This is a genomic window from Gilliamella sp. wkB112 (assembly GCF_001690685.1).
Lineage (GTDB): Bacteria > Pseudomonadota > Gammaproteobacteria > Enterobacterales > Orbaceae > Gilliamella > Gilliamella apicola_J.
The window spans coordinates 53,446-70,931 of sequence record NZ_LZGL01000018.1; the positions used below are offsets into that span (position 1 = coordinate 53,446).

17 protein-coding genes are annotated in these 17,486 nt (G+C 36.3%); 6 read left to right on the forward strand and 11 right to left on the reverse strand.

The window, feature by feature from the left end; translation table 11 throughout:
• Window positions 1–58 precede the first annotated feature (58 nt).
• On the forward strand, window positions 59–976 hold the full coding sequence (araC, locus tag A9G12_RS09820) for an arabinose operon transcriptional regulator AraC (protein WP_065565677.1): 918 nt from the start codon (window positions 59–61) through the stop codon (window positions 974–976).
• A 205-nt stretch (window positions 977–1,181) separates the two neighbouring features.
• Here araC and A9G12_RS09825 read toward each other — a convergent pair whose 3' ends face one another.
• From A9G12_RS09825 to A9G12_RS09835, 3 genes are read right to left on the reverse strand one after another with little or no spacing between them, the layout of a single operon-like run.
• Entirely contained in the window at window positions 1,182–2,312 is a 1,131-nt protein-coding gene (locus tag A9G12_RS09825; protein ID WP_065565678.1) for an ABC transporter permease, read from the reverse strand.
• Between the two features lie 5 nt (window positions 2,313–2,317).
• A complete protein-coding gene (gene rbbA, locus A9G12_RS09830) occupies window positions 2,318–5,116 on the reverse strand; it encodes a ribosome-associated ATPase/putative transporter RbbA (protein ID WP_081299735.1) in 2,799 nt (932 codons plus the stop codon).
• Between the two features lie 13 nt (window positions 5,117–5,129).
• The gene (locus A9G12_RS09835) at window positions 5,130–6,203 is read right to left on the reverse strand and encodes an HlyD family secretion protein (RefSeq protein ID WP_065565679.1); all 1,074 of its coding nucleotides are present in this window, start codon (window positions 6,201–6,203) and stop codon (window positions 5,130–5,132) included.
• A gap of 393 nt (window positions 6,204–6,596) precedes the next feature.
• Between A9G12_RS09835 and A9G12_RS09840 the strand changes: the two genes are divergently transcribed.
• Together A9G12_RS09840 and A9G12_RS09845 are read left to right on the forward strand one after the other, a co-directional pair.
• On the forward strand, window positions 6,597–7,031 hold the full coding sequence (locus A9G12_RS09840; RefSeq protein ID WP_065565680.1) for a LexA family protein: 435 nt from the start codon (window positions 6,597–6,599) through the stop codon (window positions 7,029–7,031).
• A gap of 8 nt (window positions 7,032–7,039) precedes the next feature.
• Window positions 7,040–8,305, forward strand: a complete 1,266-nt coding sequence (locus tag A9G12_RS09845; RefSeq protein WP_065565681.1) for a Y-family DNA polymerase — start codon at window positions 7,040–7,042, stop codon at window positions 8,303–8,305.
• A gap of 63 nt (window positions 8,306–8,368) precedes the next feature.
• Here A9G12_RS09845 and A9G12_RS09850 read toward each other — a convergent pair whose 3' ends face one another.
• On the reverse strand, window positions 8,369–8,773 hold the full coding sequence (locus A9G12_RS09850; RefSeq protein ID WP_065565682.1) for a hypothetical protein: 405 nt from the start codon (window positions 8,771–8,773) through the stop codon (window positions 8,369–8,371).
• Window positions 8,774–8,977: 204 nt separating this feature from the next.
• Between A9G12_RS09850 and argE the strand changes: the two genes are divergently transcribed.
• Window positions 8,978–10,135, forward strand: coding sequence for an acetylornithine deacetylase (gene argE / locus A9G12_RS09855; protein ID WP_065565683.1), 1,158 nt, complete (start codon window positions 8,978–8,980; stop codon window positions 10,133–10,135).
• A gap of 39 nt (window positions 10,136–10,174) precedes the next feature.
• On the opposite strand, the gene rnz is transcribed toward argE, so the two are convergent.
• The gene (rnz, locus tag A9G12_RS09860) at window positions 10,175–11,092 is read right to left on the reverse strand and encodes a ribonuclease Z (protein ID WP_065565684.1); all 918 of its coding nucleotides are present in this window, start codon (window positions 11,090–11,092) and stop codon (window positions 10,175–10,177) included.
• 6 nt (window positions 11,093–11,098) lie between these two features.
• Window positions 11,099–11,326 carry a YccJ family protein gene (locus A9G12_RS09865; protein ID WP_065565685.1) on the reverse strand — a complete coding sequence of 76 codons (228 nt, stop codon included), beginning with the start codon at window positions 11,324–11,326 and terminating at the stop codon, window positions 11,099–11,101.
• Between the two features lie 75 nt (window positions 11,327–11,401).
• On the opposite strand from A9G12_RS09865, the gene yaaA reads away from it, so the two are divergent.
• Together yaaA and A9G12_RS09875 are read left to right on the forward strand one after the other, a co-directional pair.
• The gene (gene yaaA, locus A9G12_RS09870; protein ID WP_065565686.1) at window positions 11,402–12,172 is read left to right on the forward strand and encodes a peroxide stress protein YaaA; all 771 of its coding nucleotides are present in this window, start codon (window positions 11,402–11,404) and stop codon (window positions 12,170–12,172) included.
• 19 nt (window positions 12,173–12,191) lie between these two features.
• Window positions 12,192–13,157 (forward strand): AEC family transporter, encoded by a 966-nt coding sequence (locus A9G12_RS09875; protein ID WP_065565687.1) that lies wholly within the window; start codon window positions 12,192–12,194, stop codon window positions 13,155–13,157.
• A gap of 3 nt (window positions 13,158–13,160) precedes the next feature.
• On the opposite strand, the gene A9G12_RS09880 is transcribed toward A9G12_RS09875, so the two are convergent.
• The 5 genes from A9G12_RS09880 to A9G12_RS09900 all read right to left on the reverse strand — a co-directional run bounded on the left by A9G12_RS09880 (window position 13,161) and on the right by A9G12_RS09900 (window position 17,449).
• Window positions 13,161–14,021, reverse strand: coding sequence for a carboxylate/amino acid/amine transporter (locus A9G12_RS09880; RefSeq protein WP_065565688.1), 861 nt, complete (start codon window positions 14,019–14,021; stop codon window positions 13,161–13,163).
• Between the two features lie 78 nt (window positions 14,022–14,099).
• On the reverse strand, window positions 14,100–14,774 hold the full coding sequence (locus A9G12_RS09885; protein ID WP_065565689.1) for a hypothetical protein: 675 nt from the start codon (window positions 14,772–14,774) through the stop codon (window positions 14,100–14,102).
• A gap of 303 nt (window positions 14,775–15,077) precedes the next feature.
• Window positions 15,078–15,416 carry a YggL family protein gene (locus A9G12_RS09890; protein ID WP_141674149.1) on the reverse strand — a complete coding sequence of 113 codons (339 nt, stop codon included), beginning with the start codon at window positions 15,414–15,416 and terminating at the stop codon, window positions 15,078–15,080.
• 15 nt (window positions 15,417–15,431) lie between these two features.
• Window positions 15,432–16,763 carry a DEAD/DEAH box helicase gene (locus A9G12_RS09895; protein ID WP_065565691.1) on the reverse strand — a complete coding sequence of 444 codons (1,332 nt, stop codon included), beginning with the start codon at window positions 16,761–16,763 and terminating at the stop codon, window positions 15,432–15,434.
• 236 nt (window positions 16,764–16,999) lie between these two features.
• Window positions 17,000–17,449: a DUF4234 domain-containing protein gene (locus A9G12_RS09900; RefSeq protein ID WP_065565692.1), complete on the reverse strand. Its 450-nt coding sequence runs from the start codon at window positions 17,447–17,449 to the stop codon at window positions 17,000–17,002.
• Window positions 17,450–17,486 lie beyond the last annotated feature (37 nt).

Genomic DNA, 17,486 nt, shown 5'->3' on the forward strand with positions numbered 1-17,486 from the left:
TTCAAAATAATTTTTTATGTAAAAATAAAAATAATCTCAAAAAATAAGAAGATAACAAATGAATAATGTTCAACAAAATGATCCTTTACTACCGGGCTATTCATTTAATGTCCATCTTGTATCTGGATTAACTCCCATTGAGAAGGCAGGAAAATTTGATTTTTTTATTGATCGTCCGAAAGGATTAAATGGCTATATTATTAATTTAACCTATGCGGGACAAGGTACTATTTATCGTAATAATGAATCATTTAATTGTTATCCCGGTGATTTTGTTCTTTTCCCCCCCAAAGAACCGCATCTGTATGGACGAAAAGAAGATGAAAACAATTGGTTTCATTTTTGGATCTATTTCAGACCAAAATCTACTTGGAAATATTTATTATCTTGGGATAATCGGATTGAAAAAACTGGGTTTTATCGTCCTAACACCAAAGTAAAAGAGGAATTAGAACAACTATTTATTAAAATTGTAGAAGTGGGGCAATCTACCACTATCTACTCTGAAAATTTAGCCATGAGTATGTTGGAACAATTTTTAATTCGTTGTGCACAAGAAACGTCTAATACTTACCCATCAAATATTGATACTCGGGTGTTACAAGTATGTAATTATTTGATTGATACTCTTGATGAACATGAATTTATGTTAGATACCGTGGCTCAAAAAATCTGTTTATCCACATCAAGAATTGCACATATTTTTAAAGATCAGATTGGCATGTCAATTGGAGAATGGAGACAAGAACAACGGGTAAGTAGAGCAAAAATTTTATTACAAACGACTAATATGAGCATTGCCGATATTGGACGCTCAATAGGATTTGAAGATCAACTCTATTTTTCTCGTGTTTTCAAAAAAAGAATTGGATTAAGTCCACAAAAATATCGTTATAGTACACAAGAACAAAATGAAAGGAAGATCCAAAATGTTAATTCCCCTTATTTTTTTGATAAACAAAATAATAGTACTTAAACCTAACTTTGACTATTTCAAGCTAAATTGATTTTATTGCTGTAACAGTAGGAGCTAGAGCAACAGTGAGATATGTTTTTTAGCATTATGCTTGTTAGATAAAAATATTTTTTGAAGATATATTTTTATTCAAACTATATTTAACTACCTTAACATTTAAGGTAGTTAAATAATTATCAGTCCAGATTCAATAATTAATAGATTGTTACGATCCCATACTCACAATTGATTTACGGAAACGCATTAGGGAAAAGACGAAGAACACCGATCCAATCGCCAGTAACCATACAAACGAAGTCCAAACAACCTCGATGCCAGCACCACGATATAGTATAGCTTGCCCTAATTCCACAAAGTGAGTGGTTGGAGCTAGTAGCATAATATTCTGGACAAATTCCGGCATACTTTCGCGTGGAGTACTACCACCAGACAGCATTTGCAATGGTAATAAAATCAAAATAAATAACATGGCAAATTGCGCGGTTGATTTCGCCACCGTTGCCATAAATATACCCATTGATGTGGTTACAAACAGGTGCAACGCCGCTCCGGTTAAAAATAACGCTACCGAACCGGTAATCGGAACACCTATCCAAGCATGCACTACCACTAATAATGAAATCCAAGTTGAAACTAACACTACTAATCCCATTGACCAGATCTTCGACATCATAATTTCAAATGGCGTTACCGGCATTGACAGCAAGTGATCGATAGTGCCATGTTCGCGTTCACGCATCAACGCTGCCCCGGTCAAAATAATCGATATGGTGGTTACTATATTGATTATTTCCATAACCGAACCGAACCACGACCTTGTTAAATTAGGGTTAAAGGAGGTATGCACTTGAATACTTACCGGTAAACTATTAGTAGAACTATAGCGATTAACAAATTCAGTGATCTCACCATTCACAATTTGGGTAATATAACCATTACCAACAAATGCCTGCCCCATACGTGTTGCATCGACATTAAGTTGAATTTGCGGGCTGCGATTATTCAGCACATCACGCTGAAAATTTGGTGGAATATTGAGTGAAAAAGTAAACTGATCAGTATCCATACCCCGATCAACTTCATCCATGGAATATAATTTTACTGGTTTTATAAACATGGGTGGATAAAACGCCTGAATAATTTGTCTGGATAACGGCGAATCATCTTCATCGACCACTGCTACCGACGCATAATGCAGTGAATCAGATGTCGCTGTAGCCGCGGTATAAATATCCAAAGTAAAACAATAAGCGATTAACAGCAGCATAATAGGATCGCGCAATAATCCCCATAGTTCTTTAATACCTAAACGATAAATATTAGTTAAACTTTGCATAATATTTATCCTTCCTGCTTTTTAAGAAGCGCAATACTGACCCCAAGCACAATCGGAATGGTGATCAATAAAATGAATATAGAACTATGTAAATCAGCAAAGCTAAGAGCTTTGTTAAATACCCCCCTAGCAATAATTAATAGATGCGTTGTTGGGTAGACTTCACCTATATATTTACCTATTCCTTCGAGTGATGACACCGGATTTAACAAACCAGAAAATTGGATTGCTGGCAACATAGTTCCCACACAGGTTAAAAAGATAACCGCAATTTGACTGCGGGTAACGGTTGATGCTAACAAACCAAAACCCGTCGAAATAATACAATAGGCTAAAGCTGCAACACACAAAGTGAGCACATTACCTTTGATTGGTACATTAAAAATAGTCATCGCCATTATTAACAATAGCAAAAAACTCAACATCGAAATAATAATATACGGGACTTGCTTACCTAATAAAAATTCCGCTCTGGTAACTGGCGTAACATAAAGATTAATAATCGAACCCATTTCTTTTTCACGCACTACCGATAGCGCTGCTAACATGGATGGAATCATCAGCAACAATATAGGGATAACCGCCGGTACCATGGCTGGCAAGCTTTTAATATCCGGGTTATAACGGTACCTAGTTTCTATATCAGCTAGACTAGAAGCAGTTTGCCCTAAACTTTCCTTAGCTTTTTCATTCAGCCAAGCCAAATGCATACCTTGCACATACCCTTTAATAGTATCGGCTCGCATTGGCATTGCGCCATCAATCCAAATGCCAATTTCAACCGGATCCCCACGTTGAATATCTCGCCCAAAATTAGGCGGTATTTCAATTGCCAAAGCAATATCACCACTGCGCATGCGTGCATCCATATTATCATAATCAGTAATTGGTGGTTGTTCGACGAAGTAACGTTTGGAACCAGATAAATTAAGCGTGTAATTTTGGCTAAGTCCACTTTGATCACGATCGAGCACTGCAAAACGTAAGTCTTCAACATCCAAAGTGATACCATAGCCCATAACTAGCATCAAAATTGCTGAACCTAACAAGGCTAAAACTGCTCTTAAAGGATCACGTGACAGCTCAAGGGTTTCGCGCCATAAACAGCCAACCATTCTCGTCATACTAAAACCAGCAAATTGTTTTTCAGTAGTTTTATCAGCATCGTTATTAACGACAGTATTGGTTACTGCAGTGGTGTTTTCTGCCTCAGCGGTATCGTCAGCACCAGCTTCCACCAGATAATTAATAAATGCTTCTTCTAAAGTTTTAGCCTTTTTAGAGGCAATAATATTATCCGGTGTATCACTAGCTAAAACCTTACCTGCATGCATCAGTGAGATTCTATCGCACCTCGCGGCTTCATTCATAAAATGGGTAGTAATAAATACTGTGACTTTGTCTTGGCGGGAAAGTTCAATAATTAAACGCCAAAAATCATCACGAGCAATCGGGTCTACCCCTGAAGTTGGTTCATCCAGAATCAGAATTTCAGGATTATGCACCACAGCAACCGATAAAGATAACCGCTGTTTTACCCCTAACGGCAAACTATCCGGTAGACTTTGTGAGTCTTGTTCTAATCCAAAACGTTTAAGTAATTCTTCAACTCGTCCTGGAATCTTACTCTCTTCAATTCCAAACAAGCGTGCATGTAAAACTAAATTTTGCTCAACGGTTAATTCACTATATAAAGAAAACGCTTGTGACATATAACCCAAGTGCCGCCTAACATTAATATCACTGGCGTCAACAGGTTTACCAAATAACCACGCTTCACCTGATGAGATCGGTAATAATCCGGTTAACATTTTCATGGTGGTGGATTTACCACAACCATTTGATCCTAGAAAACCAAATATTTCCCCTTGTTTAATGGAAAAATTAACATGATCAACGGCAATAAAATCACCAAATTGTTTAGTTAGCCCTTTAGCTTCTATGGCAATTTGTGTTTGTTGATTAATATCTAAAGGTGGAATGGTAACGGCTTGATAACCTTGTTTGGCATCATCCGGCATTAATTCAATAAACGCCGCATCCAAATTATCTTTACCAGTTTTGGTTAATAAGGCCTGCGGAGTGCCAGTTTCAAGGATTTTACCGCCATACATAGCAACTAACCAATCAAAGTTTTGCGCCTCATCCATATACGCAGTGGCCACAATAACACTCATTTGAGGGCGTTGTTCACGAATCTTATTAATTAATTGCCAAAATTGTGCTCGTGACAGCGGATCCACCCCAGTAGTAGGTTCATCTAAGATTAATAGATCTGGATCGTGAATCAAAGCCGAACACAAACTGACTTTTTGCTTCATACCACCGGACAACCGCCCTGCTGCTCGGGATAAGAAAGGGTAAAGTCCGGTACTACGCGTTAATTCATCAATACGGCGACGGCGTTCGGCGGCATTATTACCAAAAAGGCGCGCAAAAAATTGCAGATTTTCCTCAACCGACAAAGTTGGATACAAGTTTTTACCTAACCCTTGGGGCATATATGCAATGCGCGTACATACCGATTTGCGATGGGTTTTATCCTTCATATCCCCATCTAACACATAAACTAAACCTTCTTGAATAACATGAGCACCCGCGATAAGTGACAACAAACTCGATTTCCCCACCCCATCAGGGCCGATTAAACCAATCATACAGCGTGGCGGGAAATTCAAATTGATATCATTGAGCGCGCAGTTTTTTTTATAATGTAGTGTTACATTACTAATTTTTACCACTGCATCATCAATCGATTTATCTTCAGCTAGTAAAGCTAAATCCTTATTGTCGGCTTCTGACATATGCTAACTCCAACTATTTACTTGGACACTTTGCAACATCAGATAAATCGGCTGGCCAAGGTGTTTTAGGATCTAGCCTAACCCAAGCAACGCCGGGTAGACCTGTTTTAACTTGTTTAATATAACATTTTAACAATTCCGGGCTTAACTGTGCTTTTACTCTAAACATCAGTTTTTGACGTTCATCTTTAGTTTCCACAGTTTTAGGGGTAAATTGGGCTACACTCGATACAAACGAAACTTTTGCCGAAATGGCTTTATTGGGTAAGGCATCAAGAATTAATCTAACTTCATCGTCTATAGCAACTCGACCGGCAATCGTTTCCGGCAAAAAGAAGGTCAAATACACATCGGATAGATTAACCAAATTTAAGACTTTACCACCTGAAGGTAACACTTCACCGGTTTGGGCAATGCGGTATTGAATCCGGCCAGCAACTGGTGCGGAAAGAGTACTATCATTGATATCAGCTTGGATTTGACTAATATTAGCTTTGGCCACATTAATTGCTGCAGTCGCACTGTCAACACTGGCTTGTGCAGCTTCAATCGCTGCATCAGCAGTAACAACTTGAGATTTAGCTGAATCTAACGCTGCTTTAGCACTATTTACTTTTGCGGTATCATCATCGTATTGTTGAACAGACAAGGCTCCTTTTTGATAAAGAGAAGTGGTTCGATTAAGGTGTTTCAGAGCAATATCCAAATCACTGGCTTTTTGTGCAACCCCTGCTTGGGCAGCAACCTTATCACTCATCTTTAACGCAACTTGAGCTTTGGCATTTACTTCATTACTAATTGCCTGGTTATATTGTGCTTGTGCTTCTTTTAATTGTGCTTGTAAGGTGTCGGTTTGCATAATCACCAATGGTTGATTAGCTTCAACAAAATCACCTTCATCCACATTAATTTTTTCAATCTTTCCGGCTAGTTTAGCCGCAATATTTATTTCGGTAGCCTCAATGCGGCCATTACCACTGGTAAAATCTGGCCCATAGCCATCTTTTGTCATTAATTGCCACACTACAAAACCAATACCAACTACAATAACCGCAACGATAACCCACTTTTTGCTTAATTGTTTCATCCCTTACGCCTTGTCTCAAATTGATTAATTTATAATATAAATTCGCGCGAATTTATTTTTTGCTAAGTTATTTAATTACTACTGTTTAAATAATAGCAAATGTTTTTTATAAATAAAATCAACTCATAAAACAAACGCAAGAAAAGCTAAAATTTAGCACTAATAACATTAAATCACGCAACTTACACCCACAAACAAATCCCAATATTAATAATTATGGCAACTTTAATAACACCAAACAGCAGTTAACATTTTTCCACCTCATAACTATTTTTTTACAGTATTTTTATTGAACTTAAATCTTTATACTGTATATTTATACAGTTTAATAGATTTTACCACGAAGATTACTATTGAAACGGTAATTTTTTGGTCAATTTAAGGAGAATTTGCTTGAATAACAATTGTATAGTACTTGGATTTGTTGATGTTACTATTAAAAATTACTTACCTTTGGTTGATACACCTGTTAGAGCAGGATTCCCCTCACCTGCGGATGACTATTTAGAAGCTAAATTGGATTTAACCGAGCATTTAATTAAACATCCCAGTGCGACCTATTACATTAAAACTATGGGTGATTCAATGATTGATTATGGCATTTACAGCGGTGACTTATTAGTAGTCGATCGCTCATTAACCCCCAAAATAGACGATATTGTGATTGCCGCGGTTGATGGTGAACTAACCTGCAAATGCTTGGGAATAATTGAGGGACAACATCATTTGCTTGCCGGTAATGCCCTCTATGCGCCAATTTCATTAGTTGGTAAACAAGTCCATATTTGGGGAGTCGTCATCCATACCATTCATTCTTTACGCAAGTGAGGATTTTAATGATAGGCTTAATTGATTGTAATAACTTTTATGCTTCTTGCGAACGGGTATTTAATCCCACATTAGAAGGTAAACCCATTGGTATTTTATCCAACAATGATGGTTGCGTCATAGCCCGTTCTAACGAGTTAAAACCATTAGTACCAATGGGGATGCCTGCATATCAAATTCAACCCAAAATTCGCAAACAAATTACCTTACTCAGTTCCAATTATGAACTCTATGGTGACATGAGCCAACGGGTATTTGACACCGTGCGCAACTATACGGCCAACATTGAGCCCTACTCGATTGATGAAGCCTTTATACAATTAGACGGATTTAGCGACATTCCCGATCATTGTCAAAAATTAAGGACAATAGTTAAACGCGACACCGGGATCCCCGTTAGTATTGGCGTTGCCGTCACGCGAACTTTGGCAAAATTAGCTAATCATATCGCCAAAAAACAAGTTATTCATCAAGGTGTTTACTGCTTGGCAACCAATGCAACATCATTTATTGACACTTTAAAAGCCCATGCCATTGATGAAGTTTGGGGTGTTGGTCGTCGCATTGCCGAAAAATTGCAAACTTTAGGTATACACAGTGCCTGGGATTTACACCAAGCCGATCTAAAACAAATTAGGCAACAATTTTCCGTAGTTCTGGAGCGAACTGTCTTAGAATTACGTGGCATTGCCTGCATTGAATTAGACGATTTAGCAACACCCAAAAAAAACATCATGACTTCGCGCAGTTTTGGGCGTTTAACCGGTGAATTATTTGACTTGCAAGAAGCGATCCGTATTCACGCCTGCCGAGGTGCAGAAAAACTCCGCCATCAACAATCCGTCGCCAATGCAGTGGCAGTTTTTTTAAAGACCAATCATTTTCGTAAAGATTTAAACCAATACTACCCATCGATAGTCGTCCCTCTTGCGGTTGCTACTGATGACTCGCGGTTAATCGTTCACGCTGCCCAAAAAGGCTTGCAATCAATTTATAAAAAAGGATATCTATTTATGAAAGCCGGAGTAATGTTATTGGATCTAAAAGCCAAAAACAGTAATTCGCAGTACGATTTATTCACCAATGAATCAATAGTTACATGGCAACAACAAAATGACCGATTAATGCAAACAATAGATAACATTAATCGCAAGATGGGCAAAAACACTATCCAACTAGGAGGAACACAGCCACAAGCACCTTGGCAAATAAAACGCCAACTACTCAGCCAACGTTACACCACTCGTTGGGACGAGTTGCCCTTGGTTAAATAAATTAGCCACTAAAGCTAATAATAACATCGATAACTCTTTGTTTAACTTATTTGTTTAAATTCACTATTTGTGCGAAGTTGTCAGCTTATTGTGTTCATCACTTACCGGAACCCATACATCCCATTTGTCTTGATTAGAATCACGTGTTTTTTCACAATAAACAGCAATAACATATTCATGGTAAATTTTATCATCCAGTAATTTAATCTTTTTCCATTTGGCCTTTAACGGCACTGCACATTTAGGCACAAAAACTTTGGCATTAAGTTCAAGTGACTGCAAATTGGTTTGATGTTGCTGGTTATACTCACTAATAAATTGTTTAGCTTTATTATTGATATAAGCTAAACCTTCAATTTCACCATCACCATAATGCTGTTCAACAAAAGTTTTAATTTGAGCAAAAGATATTGCAGGAATAGCTAGCAATAAAAAAACAGATAATACCTTAATAGAATTTTTTATCATAAATTTATATTCTCTTTATTTAATATGATATCAATTATAAATAATCAACATATTAAATGTCACCATAGAATTATAAAAAGTATATGTAAATCAACATAAGTGACATTGTAACAAAATATCCTATTAGGCAAATAACATAGTAAGTGCTATGCTTATAATCTGATTATTGAACTTGTGTTTGGCTATTTTATAAAGGTGCTTTTTATGACTCTCCCTTCGTTTTTGACTCTATATAATGAACTTATTTCTACTCCAACTATCAGCAATGTCACCAATGAAAAATTAGATTATTCCAACCAACCGCTTATTGATAAATTAGCGACTTGGTTTACTGATTTAGGTTTTACGGTGGACATTCAACCGGTGCCTAATACTCGTCATAAATTTAATCTACTCGCCACCTATTCCAATAGTCAAAATAAAACCAAAGGTGGATTATTACTAAGTGGCCATAGTGATACCGTTCCATTTGACGATGGGCAGTGGACTAAAGATCCCTTTAAGTTAACCGAAGAAAATAACAAATTATATGGACTTGGTACCGCAGATATGAAAGGCTTTTTTGCTTTTATTTTAGATGCATTGCGGGATATTGATCTCAAAAAACTTACTAAACCTATTTATGTACTGGCCACCGCAGATGAAGAAACTTCAATGGCGGGTGCTTCATTTTTTGCTAAACAAACCCAACTGCAACCCGATTGTACCATTATTGGTGAACCAACATCATTAATTCCTATCCGAGCCCATAAAGGCTTTTTATCCAATTCGATTAAAGTCATTGGTAAGTCAGGTCATTCTAGCGATCCCGATAAAGGCGTTAATGCGATTGAAATTATGCATTTAGTTATTGAGCGTTTATTAAAATTAAAACAGAAATTTAAAGAACAATACCATAATGATGGCTTTACTGTTCCCTACCCGACTTTGAATTTGGGTGTGATCCATGGTGGAGATGCAGCCAATCGTATTTGTGGGTGCTGTGAATTGGTAATTGATATTCGCGTATTGCCGGATAATGACGTAGATTCACTTTATAATGCCTTGTGTGAAGCTTTACAACCAGTCATGGATAAATATCCTAACCGTATTGCTGTGGAATATGAAGTAGCACCAATCCCGGGGTATGAATGTAAAAAAGATCACCCTGCATTGCAGCATATTGAAAAGTTGGTTGGTCACACTGCCCAAACGGTAAATTACAGTACTGAAGCCCCTTATTTAAATCAAATAGCGCCAACCATTGTATTAGGGCCGGGTTCTATTGAGCAAGCACATCAACCAGATGAATTTATCTCGATGGACTTTTTAAAACCAACTAAAGTGACCATCGAACGCTTGATTAAAGATTTTTGTCTATAATCGAGAAACTCATGCGCCGACTTCGTCGGCGCATAGCAGTTAAAGTTCGAATTTAGCTAAGTCATAAGCAATTTCAGTATTAGCAAATACAGTTTTCGCTTCATTCACTAATTTAGTGCTATCTTTTAAGCTATACCTAGGGCTGATGTGGGTAATAATGAGCCGTTTAGCATGCGCTTGTTTAGCGATGGTAGCGGCTTGCACGGTAGTGGAATGACCGCGATCGCTGGCTTTAGCTTCAAGGACATGTTCTTGGGTAGCTTCGTGCACCATAACATCCACATTTTTTGCCAAATCAATCGAGGCTTGGCAGGGAATGGTATCGCCTAAAATAGCTAACTTGCGCCCTGCTTTAACGTTACCTAAATAGTCATTGCCATTAATCCTACGTCCATCATTAAGTGTCACGGTTTTACCTTGTTTAAGCAGAGCATACAGTGGGCCAATATTAATATTATCTTGTTTTAATTTATCCATATTAAGGCTAGCCAGACGATCTTTTTCAATAATTCGATAACCAAAGCAAGGTACGCGGTGCTGTAACTGTTTGGCTTCAATATAAAATTGCTCATCTTCAAATACCGTACCATCCTGTTCAAGTTCAATAATATTAAGCGGGTAAGTCAACCACGAATAACTAATATTAGTCACAGTTTCGATAAACTGTTTAATACCTTTGGGGGCAATTAAAGTTAGCGGTGATTGATTTTGCATTAATGATCGAGTTGTTAACACGCCAGGTAGCCCAAACAGATGATCACCATGTAAGTGAGTTAAAAAGATCATTTCAAGTTTAGCCAGACTAAATTTAGCTTTTTGCATTTGCATTTGTGTAGCTTCACCACAATCAAAAAGCCATAAGCGACCACGTTCTTGAAGAAGATCTAAAATAATTGCACTAACATTACGTTCCGCAGTTGGACAACCGGCGCTGGTACCAAGAAAAGTAAGATTCATGTTAAGCTAGACGTTTTTACGCTCAACAGTTTGTTCACCCCAAAATAATTTGTTGGCTTTGGTTTTAGAAAAAGCGAGTTGTAAGACTTCATCACTCCCTTCTTGCCAAATTTGTTCAGCTAACGCTTCATCATGGTTGGCGACTTCAAAAATAGCTTCTGCAATTTCGATAGAAGTTTCACGAACATTAGCCCAAGATCGAATATCATGTATATCTTTTTTGGTAGAATTCATATTATTACTCCTCATTTGCAAGATAACGTGTAAAATAAACCTAAATTAGGCAAATTACAATAGGTCAACAACTTTATGTTAACTGTTATTTCTCCGGCAAAAACGCTTGATTATCAAAGCCCATTAATCACCCAACAACATACCCTGCCACGATTTATCAATACCACTAAACAGCTAATTAAAAATTGCCAAAAATTGAGCGTCAATGAGTTAACCAAATTAATGTCCATTAGCCCCAAATTAGCGGAAATTAATTATGAACGATTTAAAAAATGGCATGCTAATTTCAATCTCAACAATGCTAGACAAGCAATATTAACCTTTAAAGGTGATGTATATACCGGACTGCATGTTGAAGACTTTAGTACCAGTGATTTGCAATTTGCGCAGGCACATTTACGGATTCTGTCAGGTTTGTATGGAGTTTTAAGGCCTCTCGACTTAATCCAACCCTACCGCTTAGAGATGGGCATTCGCTTGAAAAATGGTAATTATACAAATTTATATCAATTTTGGGGTGATCAATTAACTGAATACCTCAACGATGAACTAAGCCAATCAAGCAATCCAACTTTGATTAATTTAGCCTCCAATGAATATTTTAAGGCAATCAAACCCAAACAATTAAAAGCTAAGATTATTCAACCCATTTTCTTAGATAAAAGTAAAGATGAATACAAAGTCATTAGTTTTTTTGCTAAAAAAGCTCGAGGACTGATGAGTCGCTTCATCATAAAAAATAACATTAATAATAGTCATGATATTAAAAGTTTTAATTTGGAAGGCTATCTATTTGATCAACACCGTTCAACTGAATTAGAATGGTTCTTCATTCGCAATCATTAATAGAATAATACATATTAAGATGGAATTCCTTTCTACTTTATGGTTACAATTTTTAGCTACTTTACCGTTGTTTGTATTGATATTACTCGGTTATCTTGCGGTTAAAATTGGGCGATGGCAAAAAACCATCACTGATAGTTTAACTAAATTTACCTTTTATATTGCCTTTCCAATTATGCTATTTCAGATTATGAGCCATTTTTCTGAACATTCGCATATAGATACAAGGTTATTATTAGTTTTTTTTGGCGGTAGTTTTATTGTCTTTGCTATTGGTTGCTTAATTGCCTCCAAAATATTTAAATTGAATGGTTCTGAAAGTACTCTATTTGCCATGGGCGGCATTTACACGAATACGGTGTTTGTAGGAATTCCGATTATTAAAATGTTATTAGGCGATAATGCCATACCGATTGTGGCTATTATTGTGATCTTTAATGCTTTGATTTTATGGACACTTGCTACAGTGTCCATCGAATTTGTACAAATAGGTAAACTTTCATATCACAGTATCATCAAGGCATTTAAAAATGTGTCTAAAAATCCAATTATTATTGGCATTTTTGTCGGCATGTTAGTTAATTATATTGGCTTGCCATTACCAACATTTATTAATCAATCAACCAAGATGGTCAGTGATATGACTGCACCACTGTCATTAATCGTGCTAGGTATGGGGCTTGCTGAATATAAAATCCGCGACGACTTAGTGATCACCTCGGCAATTTGTCTATTAAAATTGTTCATATTGCCAATGGTGACTTATATTTTAGGTAAGCTATTAGGTTTGCCGTTATTAGAATTACAAGTGATGGTAGTATTAAGTTCGGTATCCATTGCCATCAATTGTTACATGATGGCAAGGCAGTTTGAGGTTTTACAGGGACCGATTGCTTCGAGTTTACTTATTTCAACCGCATTGTCCTCAATCACTACCCCATTGATTTTATCGATTATGATGCAGTTACCGTTTACTTTATCCTAATTTTTACTGATTTAAACGGTGGCGTTTAAATCGGTAATGTAGCATTAAAGCAGCAACAATAACCGCACTGCCTAGCAAAAACCGTAACCAATCGATAGATTGGTGCCAAAACACCACATTTACTAAAATCCCGGTGGGAATAACTACATTATTCATAATAGCTAACGTTCCAGAATCAACTTTCGTGGCACCATAATTCCATAAAAAATAGCACAAGCCGGAAGCAACAATACCTAACCACACAATAACTAACCATTGGACATTGGTGGTTGGTAATTTTTGTGAGTTACCAAATAACAGCCAGCCGATAGCGGCGACAATTACTGCTCCAACATAAACCCAAGCAAAAGCCTGATGTTGTGGTAATGGGTATAGCTCCATAACACGTTTATAACCTACTTGCCCCAAGGCAAATACCATATTAGCTGCTTGAATCAATAAAAAGCCAATCATAAAATCGGTACTTATATGATCATAACGAATAATGGCAGCACCGATCACGGCAATAACAGCTGTAAAAAGATAACTAAGCCTTAACGGGTGGCATTGTAATAAATCATAAATAATTGTTACATAAATTGGCGTGGTAATAGTAAATAACAGCACCTCAGGAACAGAGATATATTGAAAAGAGTTATAATAAAAAAAGTACATAATGCCTAATTGACAAGCACCAACGCCCATCAACAGTAACATAGCTTTTAGTGGGATATGTTTAAAGCGTAGAAATGGAACAAAGGTTATAAAAGCCAATAGTACTCGCATGACCACCGCAAACCAAGTGTCCACCTGCCCACTTAAATAAACGCCGATAAAACTAAATGAAAACGACCATACAATGGTCACTAAAATAAGATAAAACATAGGTTATTAATGGTTGTTATAAATAATAGTTTGCTCAATATAATCATCTGAAATTTTTACTTTTATCAAAAGTAGCTATCATTTTTTTATAGACTGAAGATATTCATCATAGATAGTTAATTCCTTTTGTCTAGACCCATTAGAACGCTCTGTTTGATATAAAATATCCCCATTTACACCATCAATAAGCACACAATGAACTATGTCTACACTGCTTTTAGCATAATATTGTAATTCATATACAGGGCTATTAACTCTTGGAAGAATATACCTGTTTAATCTCGCTATTTGTTTAGGATTCATAATATCTATATTAAATTTTTGTTCTATTAGTATTCTTAAATCATCAATAGATACTTTAAAAGAACTATAATCATCTAGCTTTATTATTTTGCTATTCTTATATTGTTCTAACTTTATTTTCATACTATAAAATTGGGTTAGTTTTTCAACAAGATCTCCTTTCTCGTTGTATGCTCTAACAACATTATAAGGGGAGGTAGCTTTACTTATTTGTTCTATATAGCCATCTGTACTTTTAAATTTTCTAATGTAAGTTCCATCATCTAAAGTATAACTCCATTCGTTACTACTAGTATCTTTATTTTTATTGAATCCTACCACATCAAAATGATCCTTATTGTCGCTTTTAACCGTTTCTGCATAAGCATTACTACTAATAATTAAGACACTAATAGATATTTGTATAAAAAGACACTGAAGAATTATATATACTAGTTTTCTTTTAAACATCATATTGTTGCATTATCTCCCACTGCAAAATCCATTAGGAATGTATAAAGAAAAGAGTTAATAAAAACGGTATCAATTATTTATATAAACTTAAGATATTCTTCATATATAGTCAGTACCTTTAGTCTAGGACCATTACAACGCTCTTTTTGATATAAAATATCTCCATTTACACCATCAATAAGCACACAATGAACTACGGCTACACTGCTTTTGTCATAGTATTGTATTTTATATAAAGGGTTATTGCCATAAAAATAGCCACATTAGTGGCTAGATTTTATGCGCTGATTTTGGGCACGATTAAAAATCCAATTCATCCCACCAAATATCGATAAGTGGACTAGCTTCGACATTGGTTAACCCATGGCTTTCTAGCCAACTAGTCACCAAAGTACGATGTTCTTCGGTACAATTACCTAATTTTTGTGTACAAATAATCCCTTGCCAATTTAAATAACCGCAACCTTCATAAGCTAAACCATTAGGTTCAATGACTTCACGGATAAACAGATCTACAACTTTGTCCAAAGTGGCTTCATCAGTACCTTCGGCAAATGACCAATTAATGGTGAAACCTAATTCTTTGAATTCATCAATATGTAATTTTTTACGTAAACGTCGACTGCGATTTACCATAATTTGCGTTCCTTTTCTTTATTGAGTATAACTTGATTTATGTTTAGAAGTAGCTTGCCTATTAGCTAGTTTACCATTATTTGCTTTGCCATTACTTTTATTTGCTGGTATAGCGCGATTATTGGCTGACCGCGATTTATTTGCTGCCCGGCGCGGTGGCGTTTTTTTTGCCGGTTCAGCTTTGATAGTTGGATCAACGGCAAAGCCTTGAGTGGTTAATTCCGGGAGCGGCATTTTAATTAACTTTTCAATGGCTTTTAGTTGTGGCAACTCATCAATACAAACTAACGAAATGGCCTGCCCTTGGTTTTGCGCCCGACCGGTGCGGCCAATGCGGTGCACATAATCCTCGGCCACTTGTGGTAGTTCATAGTTAACCACATAAGGTAATAATTCAATATCCAACCCTCGTGCCGCAATATCGGTCGCAACTAAAGCCCTAATTTGACCGTTTTTAAAATCGGCTAAGGCTTTGGTGCGCGCACCTTGACTTTTATTGCCATGAATAGCTGCGGCTTTAATGCCATCTTTAGTTAATTGCTCAGCTAAATGGTTAGCGCCATACTTAGTGCGGGTAAAAATCAACACTTGTTGCCATTGATTTTTGCCAATTAAATAAGACAGCAGTTCGCGTTTTCGCCATTTATCTACTCGATGAACATATTGGGTGATTTGCTCTGAGGCACTGTTAGTTTTAGCCACCGCAATTGACTCAGGATTTTGTAAAATAGATTTGGCTAGAACTTTAATGTCATCCGAAAAAGTGGCCGAAAACATCAGGTTTTGGCGTTTTTTAGGTAACTTGGCAATCACTCGGCGAATATCATGAATAAACCCCATATCCAACATACGATCAGCTTCATCCAACACTAATATTTTAACAGTAGCTAAATCAACGGCATTTTGTTGCACTAAATCCAATAATCGCCCCGGTGTGGCAATCAAGATGTCCACTCCGCCCCGTAACTTCATCATTTGTGGATTAATACTAACGCCGCCAAACACCACCAATGAACGAATTGGCAAATAACGACTATAATCACGAATATTGTCACCTATTTGTGCTGCCAGTTCCCGAGTAGGGGCTAAAATGAGTGTATATAATGGTCGTTTCCCTTTTTTAGTCTCAGGTTTACTGGCGGTGTTGTTTTGTTGATCTAGCAATTTTTGTAAAATTGGCAAACCAAAGCCAGCGGTTTTGCCGGTGCCAGTTTGGGCACTGGCTATTAAATCTTTACCGGATAAAATAACAGGAATGGCTTGTTGTTGAATGGGGGTTGGTGCCGTATAGTTTTGTTCTTGAATAGCTTGTAAAATCTTAGCGTCTAAGCCAAGAGAGTCAAATGACATGCAATGTTCCTAAATGAAAAACAATCAGTTAACATTATAAATTAATTCGCTAATTTTTTCTAATTATTTCAATATTTTGTGTGTCTGTTTGGGGAAATAATGACTAATAGTCATTTTATCTTCTATTTAGTCTAGGAGGTAGCCGATTTTAAGTGATTTAGCTTAACCACAATTAATGGCTAACAAATTGTCTCTTGAGTGATTCATAAAAACGACCGATAAGCGTACTAATCCAATTAGTTAGCACTAAAGCGTTTTTCATCGCCTAAATAGTTAATAAGGTAATTAATATAAAAAACATTAAAAATAATAACGTAAAAGGATTTTGTTTTTAATTTGATGTTGTACTCACCCAAACAATAATAAGTTAATACATATCTGGCAAAATTTGCCCATTCAATCCACATAAACAGACCAATATAATCAATAATGTTATTTAGGTTTTTTAAATAAAAAATCGCTGTTATAACACCGATTAAAGCAATAAAAAACGGTGCGAAGTACAAAATAATTATTGTTTCAATATAAGCATTACTTTTTACCTCAACGCCCAGCAATTTTTTTATTGATTTATTAACTCTATAAACCCACACTAACTGGTAAATACCAATAGTAATTAGTGACCATATAATAAATTTAAAAGTGCTTAAGTTATTTTCTTTTTTTAATTCAACAATTGTTTTCATTTTGCCTTATATAACTTTTATATCATTAATTAAAAGA